This is a genomic window from Halomonas sp. DP4Y7-1 (assembly GCF_019800705.1).
Taxonomy (GTDB): Bacteria; Pseudomonadota; Gammaproteobacteria; order Pseudomonadales; family Halomonadaceae; genus Halomonas; species Halomonas litopenaei_A.
This window is the reverse complement of the sequence record NZ_JAHVKS010000001.1, coordinates 691,851-712,268: the sequence shown is the minus strand read 5'-3', so window position 1 is coordinate 712,268 and position 20,418 is coordinate 691,851. Positions and strand designations below refer to the sequence as shown.

Sequence of the window (20,418 nt, the reverse complement as noted above, 5' to 3'; positions counted from 1 at the left end):
CCAGGGCAATGTCGTCATACCGGACGAGAGAGTCGTGTTTGGCGATCAGACTCCAGGGTCCGCCGCCTCCGGTATCAGACGTAGTCCTGGTACTTCTCGAGCAGACGGACCGGCTTCTTCAAGGCGTCGCGGCGGAAGGGGTCACCCAGCTCGCGGGTACACATGATCTCGATGATGCAGGTCTTGCCTTCATTCATCTGCATGTCGACCGCTTTCTTCAGGGCCGGGCCTACATCTTCCAGGCGGTCCACGGTGATACCCTCGGCGCCCATGGCACGGCCGATCTCGGCAAAGCTCTCGTTGTCGAGCTCCCCGGCGACAAAGCGACGGTTATAGAAGTCGACCTGGTTCTTCTTCTCGGCACCCCACTGGCGGTTGTGGAACACCACGGCGGTCACCGGAATACCGTGACGCACGGCGGTCATGGTTTCCATCAGGCTCATGCCCCAGGCGCCGTCACCGGCGTAGGCAATGGCCGGACGATGAGGCGCAGCGGTCTTGGCTCCGATGATAGTGGGCAGCGCATAGCCGCAGTTACCAAAACTCATGGGGGCAAAGAAGCTGCGTGGCTTCTCGAAGCGCAGGTAGCTGTGGGCCACCGAATTGATGTTGCCGATGTCGGTGGAGACCATGACATCTTCCGGCATGGCCTTTTCCAGCTCACGCAGGACCTGACGCGGATGCAGATACTCGCCGCCGGAGAAAGGCTTCTCGTCCTTGGCTTCTTCGATGGCATCCAGGCTGAACGGATCACGCTCGTGGGTCCACTCGTCGAGCTCTTTCTCCCAGGCTTCCTTCTCGGCCTTGATCTTGGCCAGGCGCTCGTCCTTGGACGCATCGCAGGCCAGGTTGCGGCCTTCAAGGCGCTGGCTCAGTTCGATGGCAGCAGCCTTGGCATCGCCGCAGATGCCCACGGAGATCTTCTTCACCAGCCCCAGCATCTTGTGATCGGCATCGACCTGAATGATCTTGGCGTCCTTGGGCCAGTAGTCCATGCCATGCTGCGGCAAGGTGCCGAACGGGCCAAGGCGAGTGCCGAGGGCCAGCACCACGTCAGCCTGGGAGATCAGCTTCATGCCCGCCTTGGAGCCCTGATACCCGAGCGGACCACACCACTGCGGATGACTGGCCGGGAAGGAGTCGTTGTGCTGGTAGCTGTTGACCACCGGTGCACCGAGACGCTCGGCCAGGGCCTTGCACTCTTCCACCGCGTCGGCCATGACCACACCGCCACCGGAGACGATTACCGGGAACTTGGCCTCGGCCAGCAGCGCAGCCGCCTCATCCAGCGACTGGGCGCCACCGGGACCGCGATCGATACGCCGGGGCTCGGGAATCTCGGCTTCGATCTCGCCATAGAAATAGTCGCGCGGAATATTCAGCTGGGTCGGGCCAATTTCGGCCATGGCGCGATCGAAGCAGCGACCGGTGTACTCGGCCATGCGCGCAGGATGGGTCACATGGCCCTGGTACTTGGTGAACTCCTGGAACATCGGCAGCTGGTTGCACTCCTGGAATCCGCCCAGGCCGATGCCGGTGGTGCCGGTTTCCGGGGTGATCATCACCACCGGGCTATGGGCCCAGTAAGCCGCCGCGATGCCCGTCACGCAGTTGGAAATACCGGGACCGTTCTGGCCGATGACCACGCCGTGGCGTCCAGAAACGCGAGCATAGCCGTCAGCCATATGGGCGGCACCCTGCTCGTGCACCACCGGAATCAGGCGGATCCCGGCCGGGGCAAAGATATCCATGGCGTCCATGAAGGCCGAGCCCATGATGCCGAACATGTCGGTCACGTCGTTGGCAACGAGGGTTTCGACGAAGGCTTCCGAGGGCGTCATTTTCTGCTTGCCCTTCACAACCTGGCGGTTTTGGGTGTTGTCGTTGTGACTCATGGAGCTCCTCCAGGGAACAGAATGGGTGCTGGCGGCCTTGGCGGCCTGTGTCTTGGCTCGAGGCTCTGGATAGCCAAATCAAGCTTTTCGATACGATAAGTTCCGTTTTCTAGAACTTGAGGCAAAGGTAGCCGCCGAGTGGTGAGGAGTCAACACGAATTTCAAAAAACGGTACGAATTGCGTTCTTTTCAGAAACAGATAAACTTCACGGCATAGGGAGGCCAGCCATGACCACACTCGGCGTCGACACGCGCATCATTGAAGGCGATACCCCGGCTCAGCGCCTGCTGGCACTGCTCGAGGTCATCGCGGAGAAAGACCAGTACTTCACCCTGCAAAGCCTGGTAGATGAAACAGGTCTGCCCAAGCCGACGCTGCATCGCATGCTTCAGCAGCTGGAGAACTCCGGCATGTTGCAGCGGGAGGCAGACAACCGTCACTACAGCAAGGGCTCTCGCCTACGCCGTCTGGCCGAAACGCTGCTGCTGAACGACACGGTCCAGGGGGCTCGCCACGGGGTGCTGGCCGAGCTGGTAAGGGAGGTGGGAGAAAGCTGTAACATCACCGCCTTGTCCGGCAGCGAGGTGCTCTACCTGGATCGCGTCGAGACCTCTGCACCGCTGCGTTTCTACCTGCATCCAGGTTCACGGGTGCCGGCCCACTGCTCTGCCAGCGGCAAGCTGTTTCTGGCCCAGATGGGCGCATCCCAGCGACGGCGTCTGCTGGCCGATGCCACCCTGGAGGCCTTCACCCGTAACACCCTGACGGACATCGATGCCATCGAAGCCGAAATCGAACAGGTCAAGCGTGACGGCTACGCCTTCGATGATGAGGAGTTTCTTCCAGGTCTGCTGTGCATCGCGGTGCTTGCCCCGAACCCGGCCGGGGTCTCCAATGTGGGATTGGCCATTCAGGCCCCGGTCATGCGTATGGACCGCCAGCGTGCTCTGGACTGCCTTCCCGCCCTGGAGCGCGCCGCCGCCGCCATTGCCCGCATCAATCAGGGCGCCTTGCCGGAGTCGGACGCCACCGGCGAGGACACCACAGAGCACCGACAACCGATAGCCTGATGGTGAGCGATGTCGGCTTTGGACAAGCCCGCCAGCAAGACGCTGGACATCCTAGGTGGTGCCCAGCGTTGTGGGGCTAAGGCGTCAGTTGAAGAAGAAACTGACACAGCGAACAAAGCTGCTGCCGCCGCCGGTCACGCAGCGATGGCGAATCCAGCGATCACGCTTGGACAAGCCTTCGTAACGGGTCCACTGCCAGTACCCTGAAGCAAGATGCCAGGTATGCAAGTGCCTCCAGTTGCCGAAGGCATTCTTGTAATAGTGCAGGGTGGCTGCCGGTCCGTGGCATGCGCTGGTGACGCCGACAGAGTTGCGGCGCTTGTGATTGGAGGTCCAGCGGTCCCGATGATAGTAATGGGCAGCGGGATCACACCACCACCAAGTATTGCTCGGAAAGGACACCGTCTCGCAGTTGTGTTGGCGGAAGAGGTTATAGCCGTCCCCGGGCACGCAGTAGGCCTGGCCGGATCCGCCGCCGGCTGTGGGGCCCGCGCGAGCAACCCCCGAGGCGATACCCAGCTCGTCCAGATCCGCCTCTATGGTGTCCTCGACCCTCTCTACCGTGCGATGCTTGAACGCCTTGCGCTCAACCGCAGGGTTCAGTTCCAGCAACATTTCGGGTACCGGGGCATCCTTGGGGGCAAGTCGCAGATAAAGTTCCAGCGCCGTCACGTCCCTCTCGGCAGCGAAGGTCGCGCCGGTGGCACGCTCGGACTGTCCGAGCTCGCGCATGCCTACTTCAGGTTCCTTGCTGTCACCGCGCAGTCCGACAAACTCGATGGTGTTGCCGTTGCTCAGCTCGATACGAGCCAGCGGCATAGCGTCGGGTGATGCGCCGACCAGCGGCGCTCCGTCAGGCCCTAGCCCAACGGCCGCCAGATCTTCAGGCGGCGTTGCTCCCTGCAGGCCCTGTTCGCCCGTCGATGTCTGCTCGCCCATCTTGGCCAGCAGCCATGTCGCCTGCTCAGGGTTTCGCCGTCCCCACTCCACCCATTGTCGTTCCAGCGCCTCCCACGACGGATCGCCGTGGTCACAGGCGCATGTCAGTGTCTCGTTCATGATCGACATCCTCGATCTGATGCGTCCACTTCATCGGCATCGTCATGCTTTTCAGCGGTACCGACGATCCTGGTCTTGCGCAGGCCAAAGGAGGAATACGCGCCAAGCGAAAAGTAAGAGCTCTTCGGGCCATCGCCATCGCACTATGGGTGACGCTTGTGGGGCCGCCGCTGGACTCACACTCATTCCCGCTCATCCCCGCTCATCCCCCTCCACGGCCTCATTGAGCATGATCAAAGTTTGCTTTGGTCGCCAGTCGCACCCTGCCCAGTGCCCGGCCCCGAACGGCAAAGCAGCTGATAACTCGACGGAAATCCCTGCTAGACCGATAGGCAGAATAAAAAGCACGGGATGGAATAACCGTGCCTGAATCACTGCGCACGGTCGGTCGCCATGGGCCTCTGCGGTGCCTGTGGCCACTGGTCGTCGACCCGCTTTGACCGTATGCTGTGAAGAATAATGAGCACCGGAGCATCGTCGACCGGTGCCGCTACCGGAGGCTCCCTGCGCCCCGGCTTGTTCAACGCCCACTCAAAGGATGTGCCTCATGCCTGGCCTGCTCCCAGACGTCGATCCCGATGGCCTGCTGGAATTTTCCGTGGTCTACACCGACCGCGCCCTGAACCATATGTCGCAGAGTTTTCAAGGCGTGATGCGCGACATCTCGACCACCTTGAAACAGGTATACAACGCGCATAGCGCCGTGATTGTGCCCGGAAGCGGGACCTTCGGCATGGAAGCGGTGGCACGCCAGTTTGCCCAGAACCGCAGCGCTCTGGTCCTCCGCAATGGCTGGTTCAGCTATCGCTGGCATCAGATCCTGGAGATGGGCAACATCCCGGCAGAGCTCAACGTGCAAAAGGCCCGCCGCCTCGACGACAACGACCCTACCTCACCGTTTGCACCGGCCCCGATCGAAGATGTCGAGCAAGCCATCGAGCGGATGCAGCCCGATATCGTCTTCGCACCACACGTGGAAACATCGTCAGGCATGATTCTGCCGGATGACTACATTCGGCGCGTCGCCGATGCGGTGCACGCCTACGGCGGCCTGATGGTGCTGGACTGCATCGCCTCTGGAACGGTGTGGGTGGATATGGAAGCCACCGGGGTCGACCTGCTCATCAGCGCGCCTCAAAAGGGCTGGAGTGGCTCCCCCTGCTGCGCCATGGTCATGCTCTCTGCCCAGGCGCGGGAAATCATCGAGGAGACCCAGAGCACCAGCTTTGCGGCAGACCTGAAGAAATGGCTGACCATCATGGAGGCCTACGAAAAGGGCGGCCATGCCTACCACGCCACCATGCCGACGGACAGCCTGCGAGGCCTGCGCGAGATCATGCGCGAGACCGACGCCTATGGCTACGACAAGGTCAAGCAAGAGCAGTGGGCCCTGGGCAAGAGCGTTCGCGCGCTGCTGGCCGAGTATGGTTTCAAGAGTGTTGCTGCCAACGGCTTCGAGGCTCCCGGCGTCGTCGTCTGCTATCACGATGACCCGGCCCTGGTCAGTAAATTTGCCGACGCTGGCCTTCAGGTCGCGGCTGGCGTGCCTCTGATGTGCGATGAAGGCGACGACTTCCAGACCTTCCGTATCGGCCTGTTTGGCCTCGACAAGTTGCACCGGCCCGAGCGCAGCATCGCCAGCTTGCGGCAGGCCCTCGACAGTATCAAGGGATAGGGCTTGGCCCACGGGTCAGCCATCGCTCATCTTCTTGGCTTTCCCGACAGGACAACGCAAGAGGGCAACGCAAGAGGGCAACGTAATAGGGCAACGCAAGAGGGCGACGCCGCCGCGTCGCCCTCTTGATGCTGCTCTCTATTGTGCTCACTGCGGTCTTGCACGGGTCGACTCTCAGCCGATCAACGACAGGATGATGCGCTCGCCGTAGCCCCACAGCAGTACTGTCATGCCAAGCAGCGCTTCCAGCACCAGCACACCGACGGCGAGGGTGGTGCTCGAGACCACGAAGCCTTCCTTCCGGCTGATGTCGAGAAAGGAGGGAATCCCCAGATACAGCAGATAGGCGGTGTAACACAGGCCAATCACCCCGGCCAACAGACACAGCCAGATGATCGGATAGACCGCGACGATACCGCTCAGGAACATCGGTGTCGCCACATAGCCGGCAAAGATGATGCACTGGCTTTGGCTTGGGGTCTTGGGAAAGCGCTTGGCCGAGTAGCGTATCGTCTTGCCGACGATGTACACCGCCGCCAGTATCACGATGTAGAACGCGATACCCGCCCCCAACGCATCCAGGTAACTGAGCTTGATGGTGGTACCACCTCCAAGACTCCATCCCACCTGCGTCGTACCAATGTACGAACAGATCACCGGTATGGCGGCCAGCAACAGGACGTGATGCGCATACAGATGCGTTATCGTCTCCCTCTCTTCTTTGATCTGTCTCCATTCGCGATTCGGATGGGCCATCAATCCCCAGACATGTGTCAGCATACTGACTCCCCCCTGCTACCGCTGAAATGAGCCCCGGCATCGGTGCTCGATCCACGGGTCTCCGTTGTCCATAACTTGCAGTATAGAACCGAATTTTCGGTTCGCTACTCGATCAACGGTACATCCTGTACACATGCTGTACAAGTTGTGGCTAATATTTTTCTTCTTCCATCAACGACAATGCCCCGCATCACTGATGTGATGCGGGGCATTGAGACGTACATAAGGACCGGTGTCAGCCCTTGGCTCAGAGGATCGCTCTAGCCAGCCAGCGAGGTCCACATGGGCGTGCTGGGCATCAGCGTGGCGTCCAGTGACATCATCAGACTCAGCGCCGTGATGGTCAGGATCGAGATGCCGAAGACCTGCCTGGCCCAGCGCACGTTGTCGTCCGTGCGGTAGCCCTTGGCCGCGATGTACAGCCAATAGACCCCCAGCACCAGTGCCACGATGAAGTAGCCAGGCCCGGCATAGCCGGCAAGACTCAACGACAGCGCCGCGCCGATGAACGCCAGGATATAGCCAAGAATGTGGTGCTTGGCTGTACCGATACCGCGAACTACCGGCAGTACCGGAATATTGGCCGCCTTGTAGTCTTCCATGCGGAAGATCGCAATCGCATAGGAATGCGGCATCTGCCACAGGCTGAAGATCACCAGCAGCGTCAGGGCGCCGGTATCGAAGCTACCGGTCACCGCGCAGTAGCCCACGACCGGTGGTACGGCCCCGGACAGGCTGCCGACCAGGGTGCCGAATTCCGAATTACGCTTCATGTAGAGGCTGTACGCTCCTACATAGATAACGAAGCCGAAAGCGGCAAGACAGACCGTCAGCGCATTGGTCCCCAACGCCAGCAGGCCGAACCCGGCCAGACCCAGCAAGGTGGCAAAACGCAGCGTGGCCGCCTCGCTCACCCGCCCCTGAACCAGGGGTCGGGTGCGGGTGCGCTCCATCAAGGCGTCGATGTCCTTGTCGATAACGTTGTTGTAGGCACAGCCCGAGGCAATGACCAGGGCCAGGCCCAGCAACGCTGACAGAAACACCACCACATCGAACTGGCCCTGGGCGGCCAGGAAGTAGCCGCCCAGTACCGAGATCACGTTGCCGCCGATAATGCCCGGCTTGGTGATCGTGAGGTAGTCCTTAAGAGTGTCCCTGAACATCATGGGTGTCGGCGTCAGCCGATCATCATGTTGTGATGCAGGTGGTACATGATCCATAGGGAACCTCCGATGACCAGAACCAGGATCGCCACGGTGAAGACGAAGGACATGAAGTTCCAGCCTTCATCGGCCTTGGTGTTCATGTGCATGAACAGCACGAGCTGCACCAGCACCTGAGCCACCGCGGTACCGACGATCAGGATCAGGGTCGCCCCGGTGTCGAAAGCACCGGTCATCACCGCCCCGAAGGGGATGATAGTCAGCACGATGGACAGGATCAGGCCAATCACATAGGACTTGACGCTGCCATGGCTGTGATGGTCGTTGGCGTGTCCGCTCATATCACAGGACTCCCATCAGGTAGACGAAGGAGAAGACGCAGATCCAGACGATATCCAGGAAGTGCCAGAACAGGCTCAAGCACATGATGCGCGGGCGCACCATATCGTCGAGACCGCGCTGCTTCACCTGAATCAGCATCACCAGAATCCAGATCAGACCGAAGGTCACGTGCAGACCGTGGGTACCGACCAGGGTGAAGAAGGCGGACAGGAAGCCCGACCGATCAGGACCGTAGCCGATATGGATCAGGTGAGCGAACTCGTAGATCTCCATGCCTACGAAGGCCGCGCCCAGCAGGAAGGTGATCCCCAGCCACTTCAGCACTTTCTGGGTCTGGTTGGCGTTCATGGCCAGTACGGCCATGCCGTACGTGAAGCTCGAGAACAGCAGCAGGAAGGTCTCGACCAGAATGAACGGGAGCTCGAAGATCTCGCCCGGCGTCGGACCATCCGCCGTGCCCCGAAGGAGCACGGCATAAGTGGCGAACAGTGATCCGAAGATCACCAGGTCGCTCATCAGGTAGACCCAGAAACCGAAGACCTTGGTGCCCGCGGCATCGTGATGATCGTGGTCGTGATCATGGTCATGCCCGGAGGCATGACCTTGCTGATTGAGTGTATCGGTAGCCATGGTTATGCCTGCATCTCCACACGGTTCTGGTGTTCGCGCTCAATACGCTCGACTTCCGCAGCGGGCACGTAATAGTCGACGTCAGTGTTGAAGACACGCGCGATGAAGGTAGCGAACATGCCCAGTGCGGCCACGATGGCCAGCCACCAGATATGCCACACCAGAGCGAAGCCGAAGACCGCGGAAATCAGACCGATCACCGGACCTTCCCAGGTGTACTTGGGCATGTGAATGTCCTTGTACGGCCCCTTGGACACGCCAGCCTTGCCACCGTTGGCCTGCTTCTGGTTCCAGAAGTCATCGATGTCCTTGATCTCCGGCAAATGCGCGAAGTTGTAGAACGGCGCCGGAGAGGAAGTTGCCCACTCCAGGGTACGTGCGTCCCAAGGATCACCCGTGACGTCCTGATTCTTCTTGCGATCACGAATACTGACGTAGAACTGGATCACGGTGCAGGCAATGCCACACAGGATCAGCACGGCGCCGACCCAGGCAATGATCATCCACGGCTGCCAAGCACCATTGTCGTAAGACTGCATGCGACGCACGGCACCGAAGAAGCTCAGTACGTACAGCGGCATGAAGGCGACATAGAAGCCGGTGATCCAGAACCAGAAGGAGCGCTTGCCCCATTTTTCATCAAGAGTGAATCCGAAGGCCTTCGGGAACCAGTAGGTCAGACCTGCCAGCATCCCGAACACCACGCCGCCAATGATGACGTTGTGGAAGTGCGCGATAACGAACAGGCTGTTGTGCAGCACGAAGTTGGCTGCCGGCACCGCCAGCATCACACCGGTCATGCCACCCAGGGTAAAGGTGATGATGAAGCCGATGGTCCACAGCACTGGAGAAGTGAACTCCAGGCGACCGCGGTACATGGTGAACAGCCAGTTGAACACCTTCACCCCAGTAGGGATGGCAATGATCATCGTCATGATACCGAAGAAGGCGTTGACGTTGGCCCCTGCCCCCATGGTGAAGAAGTGGTGCAGCCAAACAATGAACGACAGGAAGGTGATGGCGATGGTCGCCCACACCATGGTGCCGTATCCAAACAGACGCTTGCGCGCAAAGGTCGCGATCACCTCGGAGAACACACCGAAGGCCGGCAGGATAAGGATGTACACCTCAGGATGGCCCCAGGCCCAGATGAGGTTGACGTACATCATCATGTTGCCGCCGAAATCGTTCGTGAAGAAGTGCATCCCCAGGTAACGATCCAGCGTCAGCATCGCGATGGTGGCGGTCAGAATCGGGAAGGACGCGATGATCAGCACGTTGGCGCACAGCGACGTCCAGGTGAAGATGGGCATACGGAACAGGGTCATGCCCTTGGTACGCATCTTCAGAATGGTGACGAAGAAGTTGATGCCCGTCAGGGTCGTGCCGATCCCGGATATCTGCAATGCCCATATCCAGTAATCCACGCCGACGCTTGGACTGTACTCTATCCCCGATAATGGCGCGTAGGCCAACCACCCGGTCGCGGCAAACTCACCTACCACCAGCGATACGTTGACCAGAATGACGCCGGCAACGAACAGCCAGAAGCTGAGGTTGTTCAGGAACGGGAAGGCCACGTCGCGAGCACCGATCTGCAGCGGCACCACCAGGTTCATCAGGCCGATGACCATGGGCATGGCGACGAAGAAGATCATGATCACACCATGCGCGGTGAAGATCTGATCATAGTGGTGAGGCGGTAGATACCCCTCGGCCCCGGCAGATGCCATGGCCAGCTGGGTCCGCATCATGATGGCGTCGGCGAAGCCGCGAATCAGCATCACCAGGGCCACCAGGAAATACATGATGCCCAATTTCTTGTGGTCGACGGAGGTGATCCATTCGCGCCACAGATAGCCCCACTTCTTGAAGTAGGTCAGACCGCCCACGACGGCAATGCCGCCCAGAGCAATACCGATCGCCACCACCATGATGATGGGTTCCTGGATCGGAATCGAATCTAACGTCAGTTTTCCAAACATGATTTACTCCGCTGCCTCCGCGCTGCTGGACTCACCATGCGACTCGCCATGGGACTCGTCCTCATCGCCGTGACCACCTGCGCCATGACCATGAACAACGCCGCCGTAGGTCTCGACGAACTCGGCGTGCTTGCCGCCCGCCAGGAAGCTCTTGATGATGCGCTCGTAGAGCGCCGGGGTGATCTCGGAGAAGTACTCGACCTCGTTGTCCTCGCTGGGCGTGGCCAGGTCGTAGTATTCCTCTGGGAAGGTCAGCGTCTGAGAGGATGAACGTACCTTCTCGACCCACTCCTCGAAGTCTGCTTCAGAGCCCACGTGGGCATCGAAGGTCATCCCGGAGAAACCTGCACCACTGTAGTTGGTGGAGCGGCCGGGGTAGACGCCCTGCTCTTCGGCGATCAGGTGGACATCGTTATCCATACCCGCCATGGCATAGATCTGACTGCCCAGGCGCGGAATGAAGAAGGCATTCATCACCGAACCCGACGTCACCCGGAAGCGCACGGGGGTATCTTCGGGGAAGGCCAGCTCATTGACCGTGGCAATGCCCTGCTCCGGATAGATGAACAGCCATTTCCAGTCCAGCGATACTGCCTGGATTTCCATGGGTTCATTCTGACCTTCCTTGGCCTCGAGGGTCTTGTGCGGGTCGAGGCTATGGGAGGTGTACCAGGTCAGCAGCGCCAGGAAGACGATGATGACGCAGGGAATAAACCAGACGATGGCCTCAATCTTGGTGGAATGAGCCCAGTCCGGTGAATAGGTGGCATCGGTGTTGCCACGGCGGTAACGCCAGGCAAACCAAAGAGTGAGTACGATGACCGGAATCACCACGATCTGCATCAGACCGAAGGCGGTGAGGATCAAGGTACGCTGTTCACGGCCGATCTCCCCTTTCGGGTCGAGCAGCGCCGACTCACAGCCCGCCAACAGCAGGGGCAGCGCCAGCAACAGCACTAGGCCGAGCACGCGCAGGTACGACTTTCTTCTCATGTAGCAACCTCGTCAGGGCGGCGGAAGACCATAGGTAGCGAGCCCAGGCTCGCAGGACATGCAGGCCCGACGAGGAGAGACATTGCATGCATCTTTCACAAAAGCCGCATGAAATGTGCCGATCCGCAATCGAAACCCGCAGAAACTCGCGCTCCCCACTCATCCGAGTACCACGACACGAGATCGTTACGAGGACAAAAAAGGAGATGGAACGCGACCGGTGCGTATTGTCGACAGCAGAGCCCGACTTGAGAAGCGACGATTTGCCGCAGGGTGTCGCACCTTTCCTTGATGCAGTTCAGGGTCATGTCTCGAGGCCACGGCCTTCGGGCCATAGCCTTGACGAAGATCACAGAGGATGCGACCTCACGTCACAGGCCTCAAGGTGCCCGCGTAAGAAGGCGAGAGAGAACGCGCGCAAGAAGGCGAGAGAGCAGGCGAGTAAGAAGCCGAGAGCCAAGGCCAGCGAGAAAGGCTGCTACGAAGACCAACGCGCGTGACCGCAAGGTGCCGTGAAAGTGACAGCGGAAAGGCGTTAATGGTTCCACCACGGCGGGCAGGTGTCATCAGGGAGGCCATCTGACGGGACCCGCTGTCCGATGTCCTTTGGCCCTGACTCTTACCCCTGCCTTTACCCCTACCCTTACCCTCTACCCTAACCCTCGCACTCGTACTTGGTACTTGCCGAGTGCCACCTGCGGCACACTAAGCCGACACCTACCAGTCCCGAGGCTGGCGGCAGCGGATGCCGTTGGCTGGCGAAGGCGTCGACGCTGCGTGGTGGAGCATGGAGGATTAGCGCGGGCTGTCGACTCGCGCCGCGATCTCCGGGGATGCCGACGCTGCGGCAGCAGCTTCCCCGTGGGTGACAATGATATCGGCATCGGACAACGTCCCGAAGAATGCCGGGCGAAGAACGCCCCACTTGCTGTCATCGAACACTAGAATGCGCTGCGCCGCCGTCTCGATGGCCGCCTGCTTAGGAGCTATTTCATGAAAGTGGAAGCAGCTGAGCCCCCGCTCGAGGTGCACGCCGGCGGCCGACAGAAAGGCGCGATTGATGCCTAGGCTGCGTATCTGGCGGGCCACATCCTCACCATCGAAGGATTGCGAGACGCCCTGATAGAGCCCTCCCAGCAGAATCAGCCTGACGCCGTCGAGGTGGCTGACCGCGTTGGCCACGTTCAAGGCATAGGTGACCACGGTCAGATGGCGGCGTTGCCCCAGCTCGGCCACCATAGGTACCAAGGTGGTGCCACAGTCAATAAACAGGGTATCGCCATCCTGGACATAGCGGCTGGCACGCTGGCACAGCCGGGTCTTGATATCGACACCGCGATCCCGCTGGGTCTCCAGGTCGTATACGGGAGAGAAGTGGGGATCGTCACGACGCACCAGATGCCCGCCCATCAACATCAAGGGGCTGCCCTTGGAGGAGACGTCTCGACGCAACGTCATTTCCGAAACGCCACACAGCATGGCCGCGTCGGCCAGGCGAAGGCTTCCACCGCCAGCCAGCGCCTGCAGCAAGCGCTCCTGCCGTTGCACACTACGTTGATTCATTACGTTTGCCCCCGCGCGGACCGTCATCGTGCCCTTCTGTTATGGTTTTTCAATAAGCATGCACTGAACTACAGGGTTCAGCCAGCGATCGGCGTTGAAGAAAACGCCACTGCACAAATGTTAATTTTCTCACATTAAATGTTAACATGATCCCATTGACAGCCAGATCGCTGCAGCGACGCCTGGCCAATCCATCATCATGCATCGCGAACTTCTGGACTCAGGTGCGGCAAGCGGTGACCCAGGTCATTTCTTCGCCCCCATGGCAATGGCATGCCAGGGCCCTTCAGGGTACTCATGACCTGCATCTGTCTCAGCGGCAAACACACGCCCGTGACGGCCGGTGCGATGATCTACTCTCTATGGAAGGCTCGAGAGTTAGGACAACGACCGCTCCTTTCCATCGCGCTGTCCAAGTCACATTTTCCAAGGCGTAAACACCTATGACATTGCTCATGAGCCTGGTCGGCATGATCACGCTGATTGCCATCGCCGTTGCGTTCTCCCACAACCGTCGAGCCATCCGACTGAGAACCGTCGGTGGCGCCTTCCTTATCCAGGCGGGCCTCGGTGCCTTCGTACTGTATGTCCCTGTGGGTCAGAAGGTGCTGAAGACGATATCCGACGCCGTTAGCCAGGTGGTGTTGTATGCCAATGACGGCATCGCCTTCCTGTTCGGCGGGCTCGCCAACGTGGACAGCGTGGGCTTCGTGTTCGCGGTCAAGGTGCTGCCGGTCATCATCTTCTTCTCATCATTGACCGCGGTTCTCTACTATCTCGGCATCATGCAGTGGGTCGTCCGGCTACTGGGCGGTGCGCTGCAGAAGCTCTTAGGCACCTCACGCACTGAGTCGCTGTCCGCTACCGCCAATATCTTTGTCGGCCAGACGGAAGCGCCGCTGGTGGTCCGCCCCTTCATTGCCCACATGACAACGTCTCAGCTGTTTGCCGTCATGTGCGGTGGACTTGCCTCGGTCGCGGGCTCCGTGCTCGCCGGCTATGCCGCGCTTGGCATTCCAATGGAATACCTGGTGGCCGCCTCCTTCATGGCCGCCCCAGGCGGCCTGCTGTTTGCCAAGCTGATCATGCCCGAGACAGATCCCAATGCGGACAAGGCGGACAGCGTGTCCGACGTCATCGAAGAAGACGACAAGCCCGCCAACGTGCTTGACGCTGCTGCCGGTGGCGCCTCGTCCGGCTTGCAGCTGGCCGCCAACGTGGGGGCCATGCTGCTGGCCTTCATCGGCTTGATTGCCCTGCTCAACGGCATCCTGGGTGGTGTCGGTGGCTGGTTCGGGATGAGCAGTCTGAGCCTCGAGATGATCCTTGGCTGGCTGTTCTCTCCGCTGGCCTTACTGCTGGGAATTCCCTGGGAGGAAGCGACGCTGGCAGGCTCCTTCATCGGCCAGAAGCTGGTGGTCAACGAGTTCGTTGCCTTCATCAATCTCGCGCCATACATCGACGGCGAGCAAATGGTCGCTGCCACCGGCGAGGCCATGAGTGCCCACACGGCGGCGGTACTGTCCTTCGCCTTGTGCGGTTTCGCCAACCTGTCCTCCATCGCCATTCTGCTAGGGGGCCTGGGCAGCATCGCGCCCAGTCGGCGCCACGATATCGCCCGCCTGGGCCTGAAGGCCGTCCTCGCCGGCACCCTCTCCAACCTGATGTCGGCCTGCATCGCCGGCTTCTTCATGACGTTGGGCGCCTGACGCCTGGCGGATCCTCTCCCTTCATTCATGCCCCGACCGCCGCGATGGCGGTCCTGGTGGCTTCAGGAGCACGTTTTCATGTCCACCCCGACCTTCAACCCCCATCTTGTTGCCCGTCAGGCCCTTTCCCTGATGGACCTGACCAGCCTGAATGATGACGACACCGATGCCGTCGTCGAAGCCCTGTGCCAGCGTGCCAAGACGCCACTGGGCAATGTGGCAGCGGTCTGCGTCTACCCCCAGTTCGTGGTGCCGGCACGCCGCGCCCTGACTGCCCACAACCTCAGCGGGCAGGTCAAGATTGCTACCGTGACCAACTTTCCTCATGGCGGTGACGACATCATGGCGGCTGCACGCGCCACACGCGAAGCCGTCGCCTCAGGCGCTGACGAAGTGGACGTGGTCTTTCCCTACCGCGCGCTGTTGGCAGGCGACGACGCGATCGGCCAGGAGCTGGTGGAAATGTGCAAGGCGGCCGCCAGTGACCGCACCCTCAAGGTCATCCTCGAGACCGGTGAACTGAAGGACCCGGCCCTGATTCGCCGAGCTAGCGAGCAGGCCATCGCCGGCGGAGCCGACTTCCTCAAGACATCGACGGGCAAGGTCACCGTGAACGCTACGCCTGAAGCTGCCAAGGTCATGCTTGAGGCGATCCGAAGCGCCGACCGCCCAGTAGGCTTCAAGGCCGCTGGCGGTGTGCGCACCGTGGAAGACGCCGCCGTCTACCTGGACCTCGCCGCGGACATCATGGGCCCGGGTTGGGCGACCCCGCAGACCTTCCGCTTCGGCGCATCAGGCCTGCTCGATAACCTGATGATGACCGCCGGGGTTGGCGTCGATGACGGAGGCCAGGCTGGGGGCTACTGATGCTGCTACAAGACATCATCGCGGCCAAGCGAGATGGACAGACCCTGTCGCGGGAGGCGATCCGGCACTTCGTGATGGCGATCGCTGACGACAGCGCCGGCAACGAGCAGATTGGCGCCTTCGCCATGGCGACCTACCTCAACGGCATGTCACTGGACGAAACCGTTGCCCTCACCGAAGCGACCCGTGACTCGGGGAGTCGTCTCGATTACCGCAGCCTGGACCTTCCGGGCCCGGTACTCGACAAGCACTCCACTGGCGGCGTCGGGGATCCCGTGTCGCTGATTCTCGGGCCCTGGCTGGCCGCCTGTGGCGCCCACGTGCCGATGATCTCCGGCCGAGGTCTGGGCCACACCGGCGGCACCCTGGACAAGCTGGAGGCCATTGGCGGCTATAACGTCACGCCTGAGCGAGCGACCTTCGAGCGCCTGCTGAAGGACGTTGGCGTCGTCATCGTCGGCCAGAGCGGAGACCTGGCGCCCGCCGACAAGCGCCTGTATGCCGTGCGCGACGTGACCGCCACCGTCTCTTCGCTGCCGCTGATCGTCGCCTCCATCCTCGGCAAGAAGCTCGCCGAGAACCTTGACGGCCTGGTCATGGACGTCAAGATCGGCAACGGGGCCTTTCTGGAGAGCGATGCACACACCCGGCAACTCGCCAGTACCATCGCGGACGTCGCTCGCCAGGCAGGGACGCCGACCACCGCGCTGCTGACCGACATGAATCAGACTCTCGCCGAGAGCGCAGGCAACGCCATCGAAGTGCACGAATGCCTGGCGATCCTGCGTGGCGAACGTCGCGACTCGCGCCTGCTTCAGCTAACGCGCAGGCTGGCGGTTGAAACCCTGTTGGTGGGCGGCATCGCCAAGGACCGGGAAACGGCCGCGGCACGCTTGGATGCCTGTCTCGCCAACGGTCAGGTGGCTGAGCGCTTCGAGCGCATGGTGGCGGGCCTTGGCGGCCCATCAGACCTGCTCTCGCAGGCGCCAGCGCATCTTGTTGGTGCCCCCGTGGTGCGTGACGTCTTTGCCCAGCAACCGGGCGTGGTCAGCGCCCAGGACGTCAAGGCGATTGGCATGGCCGTCGTTGCGCTGGGGGGTGGCCGTCGCCGAGCAGGCGATGCCATCGACCACCGCGTCGGTATTGACCAGATCGCCGGCATCGGCCAGGCCGTCGATGATCATCGCCCGGTGGCCAGAATCCACGCCGCCAGTGATGATGATGCACAGCGGGTGGCCGCGCAGCTGCGTGACGCCTTTACCGTCGCCGACCAGGCCCCCGCGTTGCCACTGGTGCATGACACCTTGCCCGACCCTTCCCTGGCAGGAGACCTCCGATGACACGCGCTATCGTGCTGGTAATGGATTCCTTCGGTATCGGTGCGGCGCCCGACGCCGATCGTTTTGGCGATGCAGGCGCCGATACCCTGGGCCACATCGCCAGGGCTTGCGCCAGAGGCGAGGCCGACGACAGGGGGCGCACCGGCCCGCTCGTGCTTCCCCACCTGGCTCGCCTGGGGCTGTTCCATGCGCATCAGGAAGCCACCAACGAGGTTGCCGAGGGGATCACGCTGGGAGACGTCGATGGTGCCTACGCCCACGCCGCAGAGGTCTCCTCCGGCAAGGACACTCCCTCCGGCCACTGGGAAATTGCGGGAGTGCCGGTGCGCTTCGACTGGGGTTACTTTCCCGACCACAGCAACAGCTTTCCCGAGGACTTGCTTGACGCCTTGATCAGCGAGGCCGGCCTTCCCGGTGTGCTCGGCAACTGTCACGCGTCAGGCACCGAGATCATTGCCCGGCTGGGGGAGCAACACTGCGAGAGCGGCAAACCCATCGTCTACACCTCCGCCGACAGCGTGTTTCAGATTGCCGCCCACGAGCATCACTTTGGTCTGGAGCGCTTGCTTGAGCTGTGTGAAACGGCGAGGCGTCTACTCGAGCCGTACAACATCGGCCGGGTGATCGCGCGGCCTTTCGTCGGCCAGGATGCAGCCAGTTTCCAGCGCACCGGCAATCGCCGCGACTACAGCGTCGAGCCCCCCTCTCCCACCGTGTTGTCAAAGCTGCACGACAGCGGCGGGGAGGTCGTCGCCATCGGCAAGATCGCCGACATCTACGCTCACTGTGGCATCAGCCGTCTGGTCAAGGCCTCGGGACATGACGCCTTGATGGCCGCCACCCTGGCGGCCATGGATGAGCCCACCAGCGCCGACGATCGACGGCTGATCATGACCAACTTCGTCGACTTCGACATGGTCTATGGCCACCGCCGCGACGTATCCGGCTATGCTGCTGCCCTGGAAGCCTTCGACCGTCAGTTGCCGGAGCTGCTCTCCCGACTGACGGAGGATGACCTGCTGGTGATCACTGCCGACCATGGCTGCGACCCAAGCTGGCATGGCACGGATCACACTCGCGAGTACATCCCGGTGCTGAGCCGCGGCGCGGGCCTGAGGTCGGGTTCGCTGGGTCGTCGTCACAGCTTTGCCGACATTGGTCAAAGCCTGGCCGACCATTTTGGTCTGGCTCCCATGGACGACGGTGACAGCTTTTTGCCAAACCGCTAGCGCCGCGGTCCAACTGACCAGCGCCGCCAGCTCGACTCCGCCCCAGCGGGCGCCATCCCGCTGGCGACGTCGCTTCGACAGTACAAGGAATCCTGATGGCTACTCCCCATATCAAGGCCGAACCCGGTGATTTCGCCGACACCGTATTGATGCCTGGCGATCCGCTGCGCGCACGCTACATCGCCGAGACCTATCTGGAAGACATCCGCCTGGTCAACGATGTGCGCAACATGTACGGCTACACCGGACGCTACCAGGGCCGCGACATCTCTGTCATGGGCCACGGCATGGGCATCCCGTCGGTATCGATCTATGCCAAGGAGCTGATCACCGAGTTCGGTGCCAAACGCCTGATCAGGGTCGGCTCCTGCGGAGCCGTTCGCGATGACGTCAAAGTCAGGGACCTGATCATTGGCCTGGGCGGCAGTACCGACTCCGGCGTCAACCGCTCGCGCTTTCGCGGACTGGACTTTGCCGCCATTGCGGACTTCGAGCTGACTCGCGCTGCGGTCGACACGGCCGCACGTCACGGGGTGCCAGTCAAGGTCGGTAACATCTTTTCAGCGGATCTGTTCTACCACCCCGATCCGGCGCTGATCGACTGCCTGCGTAACTTCGGCATCGTCGGTGTCGAGATGGAAGCCGCCGGTCTTTACGGCGTCGCCGCCGAATTCGGCGCCCGAGCCATGACGATCTGCACCGTTTCCGATCACATCGTCAATGGTGACAGCCTGTCCAGCGACGAGCGGGCCACCAGCTTCGATGACATGATGCGCATTGCCCTGGACGCCGTGCTCGAGGACGATCGCCGCCACGCCCCTCAGGAGACACACTCATGACGGATCACGCCCCAGAAGCCGCCGTCCCCGCCGACATAGTCGCGGCACTTATCGAGGTGCGGGGACGCGCCTACGTCCCGTATTCCGATCATCCGGTGGGTGCCCTGCTGATCACTCAAGCCGGCACCCGCTATGTCGGCGCCAACGTCGAAGTGGCCCACTACAAGGGACTCTGCGCCGAAGCATCCGCTATTGCCGCCATGATCTCCGCAGGCGAAACGCGACTGCAGGAGGTCTATGTCATTGGACCTGGGTCACACCTGTGCACGCCCTGCGGCGACTGCCGCCAGCGGCTGCGGGAATTTGCCTCTCCCCAGACTGTCATCCGCGTGGTGGATGCCGATGGTCAGCTGCTCAAGCGCTATACCATGGATGAGCTGCTGCCCGACTCCTTCGGCCCGGAAAATCTCGGCAAGGGCTCCGCTTACGGGAGCTGACAACCGCCGCCTTTGGGCTCTGCATCACCCACTCGAACGGATATCCAGACCAAAAAAAGGGCCACTCCAGGTGGCCCCAATCACTAGCTTGCTGAAAGTCACGTCAGGCTTGATGCAATAGCTTCACCTCTTGCACTTCATCTCTCTTGAACTTCACCTCTCTTGAACTTCACCTGTCTTGAGCTTCATCTCTCCTGCAATGCAGTTTTCTGCCCAATCCGGTAACACCATCGTAGTTTCCAGGGGCGCACTGGGCGGTCGACCTGCACGCCACCCACGCTACGCCTGAGCCACACCTACACCACACCTAAATTACGCCACCTTCTCCTTGCCGAAGCGCTTTTTCAGATACGCCACGATGTCCATGGACTCGTAAAGCCAGGTTTCGCTGCCATCATCACCGGTGATCAGCAGGCACGGCACCTGAACCTTGCCGCCGCCTTCCTTCAGCGCCTTGCGATGGGCGGGATCCGCCCCCGCATCCCGGATATCAACCTGGACGCCAAGCTTGTCGAGTTCACGCCGTACAAAGGCGCAAAACGGGCAATGGGCAAAGTGGTAGAGCGCGAGATCCTTGGCAATCGTCATGTCTTATCCCTCTGGTGGTGCGCTAGGCACACTGTTATCACCGGACGACCTCCCCGTGTGGCGACGTATCGTCAACCGGTCAGGAAGCCATCAGTATCAAGTGGTGCAGGCGACGCCGCGTCCCTGTTGCTGGACCTTGCCGCCGCCCGACTTGTTACCTTAGTGTCACCGACTGACGCATCCTGACAGCCACTTTATGCCCCTGGATGGGGATGCACGCCACGGCACACTGGGAGACCCCGCGAGTCGTCGG

General features: G+C 61.2%; 18 protein-coding genes. 8 read left to right on the top strand and 10 right to left on the bottom strand.

What is annotated here, in order from left to right; genetic code table 11:
* Positions 1 to 74: 74 nt before the first annotated feature.
* On the bottom strand, positions 75 to 1,895 hold the full coding sequence (xsc, locus tag KUV72_RS02875) for a sulfoacetaldehyde acetyltransferase (RefSeq protein WP_261317295.1): 1,821 nt from the start codon (positions 1,893 to 1,895) through the stop codon (positions 75 to 77).
* Between the two features lie 228 nt (positions 1,896 to 2,123).
* Between xsc and KUV72_RS02870 the strand changes: the two genes are divergently transcribed.
* Positions 2,124 to 2,966 carry an IclR family transcriptional regulator gene (locus tag KUV72_RS02870; RefSeq protein ID WP_206942826.1) on the top strand — a complete coding sequence of 281 codons (843 nt, stop codon included), beginning with the start codon at positions 2,124 to 2,126 and terminating at the stop codon, positions 2,964 to 2,966.
* Positions 2,967 to 3,050: 84 nt separating this feature from the next.
* Here the strand turns inward: KUV72_RS02870 and KUV72_RS02865 are convergent, their stop codons facing one another.
* The gene (locus tag KUV72_RS02865) at positions 3,051 to 4,025 is read right to left on the bottom strand and encodes a hypothetical protein (RefSeq protein ID WP_222237366.1); all 975 of its coding nucleotides are present in this window, start codon (positions 4,023 to 4,025) and stop codon (positions 3,051 to 3,053) included.
* 547 nt (positions 4,026 to 4,572) lie between these two features.
* Here KUV72_RS02865 and KUV72_RS02860 point away from each other — a divergent pair.
* Positions 4,573 to 5,700 carry an aminotransferase class V-fold PLP-dependent enzyme gene (locus tag KUV72_RS02860; RefSeq protein WP_222237365.1) on the top strand — a complete coding sequence of 376 codons (1,128 nt, stop codon included), beginning with the start codon at positions 4,573 to 4,575 and terminating at the stop codon, positions 5,698 to 5,700.
* A gap of 174 nt (positions 5,701 to 5,874) precedes the next feature.
* On the opposite strand, the gene KUV72_RS02855 is transcribed toward KUV72_RS02860, so the two are convergent.
* The 7 genes from KUV72_RS02855 to KUV72_RS02825 all read right to left on the bottom strand — a co-directional run bounded on the left by KUV72_RS02855 (position 5,875) and on the right by KUV72_RS02825 (position 13,156).
* Positions 5,875 to 6,480 (bottom strand): Yip1 family protein, encoded by a 606-nt coding sequence (locus KUV72_RS02855; RefSeq protein ID WP_206942832.1) that lies wholly within the window; start codon positions 6,478 to 6,480, stop codon positions 5,875 to 5,877.
* A 260-nt stretch (positions 6,481 to 6,740) separates the two neighbouring features.
* On the bottom strand, positions 6,741 to 7,700 hold the full coding sequence (gene cyoE / locus KUV72_RS02850; protein WP_222237364.1) for a heme o synthase: 960 nt from the start codon (positions 7,698 to 7,700) through the stop codon (positions 6,741 to 6,743).
* A complete protein-coding gene (gene cyoD, locus KUV72_RS02845; RefSeq protein WP_206942834.1) occupies positions 7,658 to 7,984 on the bottom strand; it encodes a cytochrome o ubiquinol oxidase subunit IV in 327 nt (108 codons plus the stop codon). The genes cyoE and cyoD overlap by 43 nt, the downstream gene beginning before the upstream one ends.
* 1 nt (position 7,985) lies before the next feature.
* Entirely contained in the window at positions 7,986 to 8,615 is a 630-nt protein-coding gene (gene cyoC / locus KUV72_RS02840; RefSeq protein ID WP_206942836.1) for a cytochrome o ubiquinol oxidase subunit III, read from the bottom strand.
* Between the two features lie 2 nt (positions 8,616 to 8,617).
* Positions 8,618 to 10,600 carry a cytochrome o ubiquinol oxidase subunit I gene (cyoB, locus tag KUV72_RS02835; RefSeq protein WP_222237363.1) on the bottom strand — a complete coding sequence of 661 codons (1,983 nt, stop codon included), beginning with the start codon at positions 10,598 to 10,600 and terminating at the stop codon, positions 8,618 to 8,620.
* A gap of 3 nt (positions 10,601 to 10,603) precedes the next feature.
* Positions 10,604 to 11,593, bottom strand: coding sequence for a ubiquinol oxidase subunit II (gene cyoA, locus KUV72_RS02830; protein WP_206942840.1), 990 nt, complete (start codon positions 11,591 to 11,593; stop codon positions 10,604 to 10,606).
* Between the two features lie 795 nt (positions 11,594 to 12,388).
* Complete coding sequence (locus KUV72_RS02825) at positions 12,389 to 13,156, bottom strand: DeoR/GlpR family DNA-binding transcription regulator (protein ID WP_222237362.1); 768 nt, start codon at positions 13,154 to 13,156, stop codon at positions 12,389 to 12,391.
* Between the two features lie 443 nt (positions 13,157 to 13,599).
* On the opposite strand from KUV72_RS02825, the gene KUV72_RS02820 reads away from it, so the two are divergent.
* From KUV72_RS02820 to cdd, 6 genes are all read left to right on the top strand, one after another.
* On the top strand, positions 13,600 to 14,865 hold the full coding sequence (locus KUV72_RS02820; protein ID WP_222237360.1) for a NupC/NupG family nucleoside CNT transporter: 1,266 nt from the start codon (positions 13,600 to 13,602) through the stop codon (positions 14,863 to 14,865).
* A 78-nt stretch (positions 14,866 to 14,943) separates the two neighbouring features.
* Positions 14,944 to 15,732, top strand: a complete 789-nt coding sequence (gene deoC, locus KUV72_RS02815; protein ID WP_206942846.1) for a deoxyribose-phosphate aldolase — start codon at positions 14,944 to 14,946, stop codon at positions 15,730 to 15,732.
* Entirely contained in the window at positions 15,732 to 17,072 is a 1,341-nt protein-coding gene (deoA, locus tag KUV72_RS02810; protein ID WP_222237358.1) for a thymidine phosphorylase, read from the top strand. The genes deoC and deoA overlap by 1 nt, the downstream gene beginning before the upstream one ends.
* Entirely contained in the window at positions 17,069 to 18,301 is a 1,233-nt protein-coding gene (locus tag KUV72_RS02805) for a phosphopentomutase (protein WP_222237357.1), read from the top strand. The genes deoA and KUV72_RS02805 overlap by 4 nt, the downstream gene beginning before the upstream one ends.
* A gap of 95 nt (positions 18,302 to 18,396) precedes the next feature.
* On the top strand, positions 18,397 to 19,140 hold the full coding sequence (gene deoD, locus KUV72_RS02800; RefSeq protein WP_206942852.1) for a purine-nucleoside phosphorylase: 744 nt from the start codon (positions 18,397 to 18,399) through the stop codon (positions 19,138 to 19,140).
* On the top strand, positions 19,137 to 19,577 hold the full coding sequence (gene cdd / locus KUV72_RS02795) for a cytidine deaminase (RefSeq protein WP_222237356.1): 441 nt from the start codon (positions 19,137 to 19,139) through the stop codon (positions 19,575 to 19,577). Before deoD ends, cdd begins: the two co-directional genes overlap by 4 nt.
* 312 nt (positions 19,578 to 19,889) lie before the next feature.
* On the opposite strand, the gene KUV72_RS02790 is transcribed toward cdd, so the two are convergent.
* On the bottom strand, positions 19,890 to 20,165 hold the full coding sequence (locus tag KUV72_RS02790) for a glutaredoxin family protein (RefSeq protein WP_222161975.1): 276 nt from the start codon (positions 20,163 to 20,165) through the stop codon (positions 19,890 to 19,892).
* Positions 20,166 to 20,418: the final 253 nt, after the last annotated feature.

Bases quoted from the DNA above. Each gene is read 5' to 3' on its own strand.
- xsc (WP_261317295.1), bottom strand. From the start codon at position 1,895: ATGAGTCACAACGACAACACCCAAAACCGCCAGGTTGTGAAGGGCAAG.
- KUV72_RS02870 (WP_206942826.1), top strand. From the start codon at position 2,124: ATGACCACACTCGGCGTCGACACGCGCATCATTGAAGGCGATACCCCG.
- KUV72_RS02865 (WP_222237366.1), bottom strand. From the start codon at position 4,025: ATGAACGAGACACTGACATGCGCCTGTGACCACGGCGATCCGTCGTGG.
- KUV72_RS02860 (WP_222237365.1), top strand. From the start codon at position 4,573: ATGCCTGGCCTGCTCCCAGACGTCGATCCCGATGGCCTGCTGGAATTT.
- KUV72_RS02855 (WP_206942832.1), bottom strand. From the start codon at position 6,480: ATGCTGACACATGTCTGGGGATTGATGGCCCATCCGAATCGCGAATGG.
- cyoE (WP_222237364.1), bottom strand. From the start codon at position 7,700: ATGGATCATGTACCACCTGCATCACAACATGATGATCGGCTGACGCCG.
- cyoD (WP_206942834.1), bottom strand. From the start codon at position 7,984: ATGAGCGGACACGCCAACGACCATCACAGCCATGGCAGCGTCAAGTCC.
- cyoC (WP_206942836.1), bottom strand. From the start codon at position 8,615: ATGGCTACCGATACACTCAATCAGCAAGGTCATGCCTCCGGGCATGAC.
- cyoB (WP_222237363.1), bottom strand. From the start codon at position 10,600: ATGTTTGGAAAACTGACGTTAGATTCGATTCCGATCCAGGAACCCATC.
- cyoA (WP_206942840.1), bottom strand. From the start codon at position 11,593: ATGAGAAGAAAGTCGTACCTGCGCGTGCTCGGCCTAGTGCTGTTGCTG.
- KUV72_RS02825 (WP_222237362.1), bottom strand. From the start codon at position 13,156: ATGAATCAACGTAGTGTGCAACGGCAGGAGCGCTTGCTGCAGGCGCTG.
- KUV72_RS02820 (WP_222237360.1), top strand. From the start codon at position 13,600: ATGACATTGCTCATGAGCCTGGTCGGCATGATCACGCTGATTGCCATC.
- deoC (WP_206942846.1), top strand. From the start codon at position 14,944: ATGTCCACCCCGACCTTCAACCCCCATCTTGTTGCCCGTCAGGCCCTT.
- deoA (WP_222237358.1), top strand. From the start codon at position 15,732: ATGCTGCTACAAGACATCATCGCGGCCAAGCGAGATGGACAGACCCTG.
- KUV72_RS02805 (WP_222237357.1), top strand. From the start codon at position 17,069: ATGACACGCGCTATCGTGCTGGTAATGGATTCCTTCGGTATCGGTGCG.
- deoD (WP_206942852.1), top strand. From the start codon at position 18,397: ATGGCTACTCCCCATATCAAGGCCGAACCCGGTGATTTCGCCGACACC.
- cdd (WP_222237356.1), top strand. From the start codon at position 19,137: ATGACGGATCACGCCCCAGAAGCCGCCGTCCCCGCCGACATAGTCGCG.
- KUV72_RS02790 (WP_222161975.1), bottom strand. From the start codon at position 20,165: ATGACGATTGCCAAGGATCTCGCGCTCTACCACTTTGCCCATTGCCCG.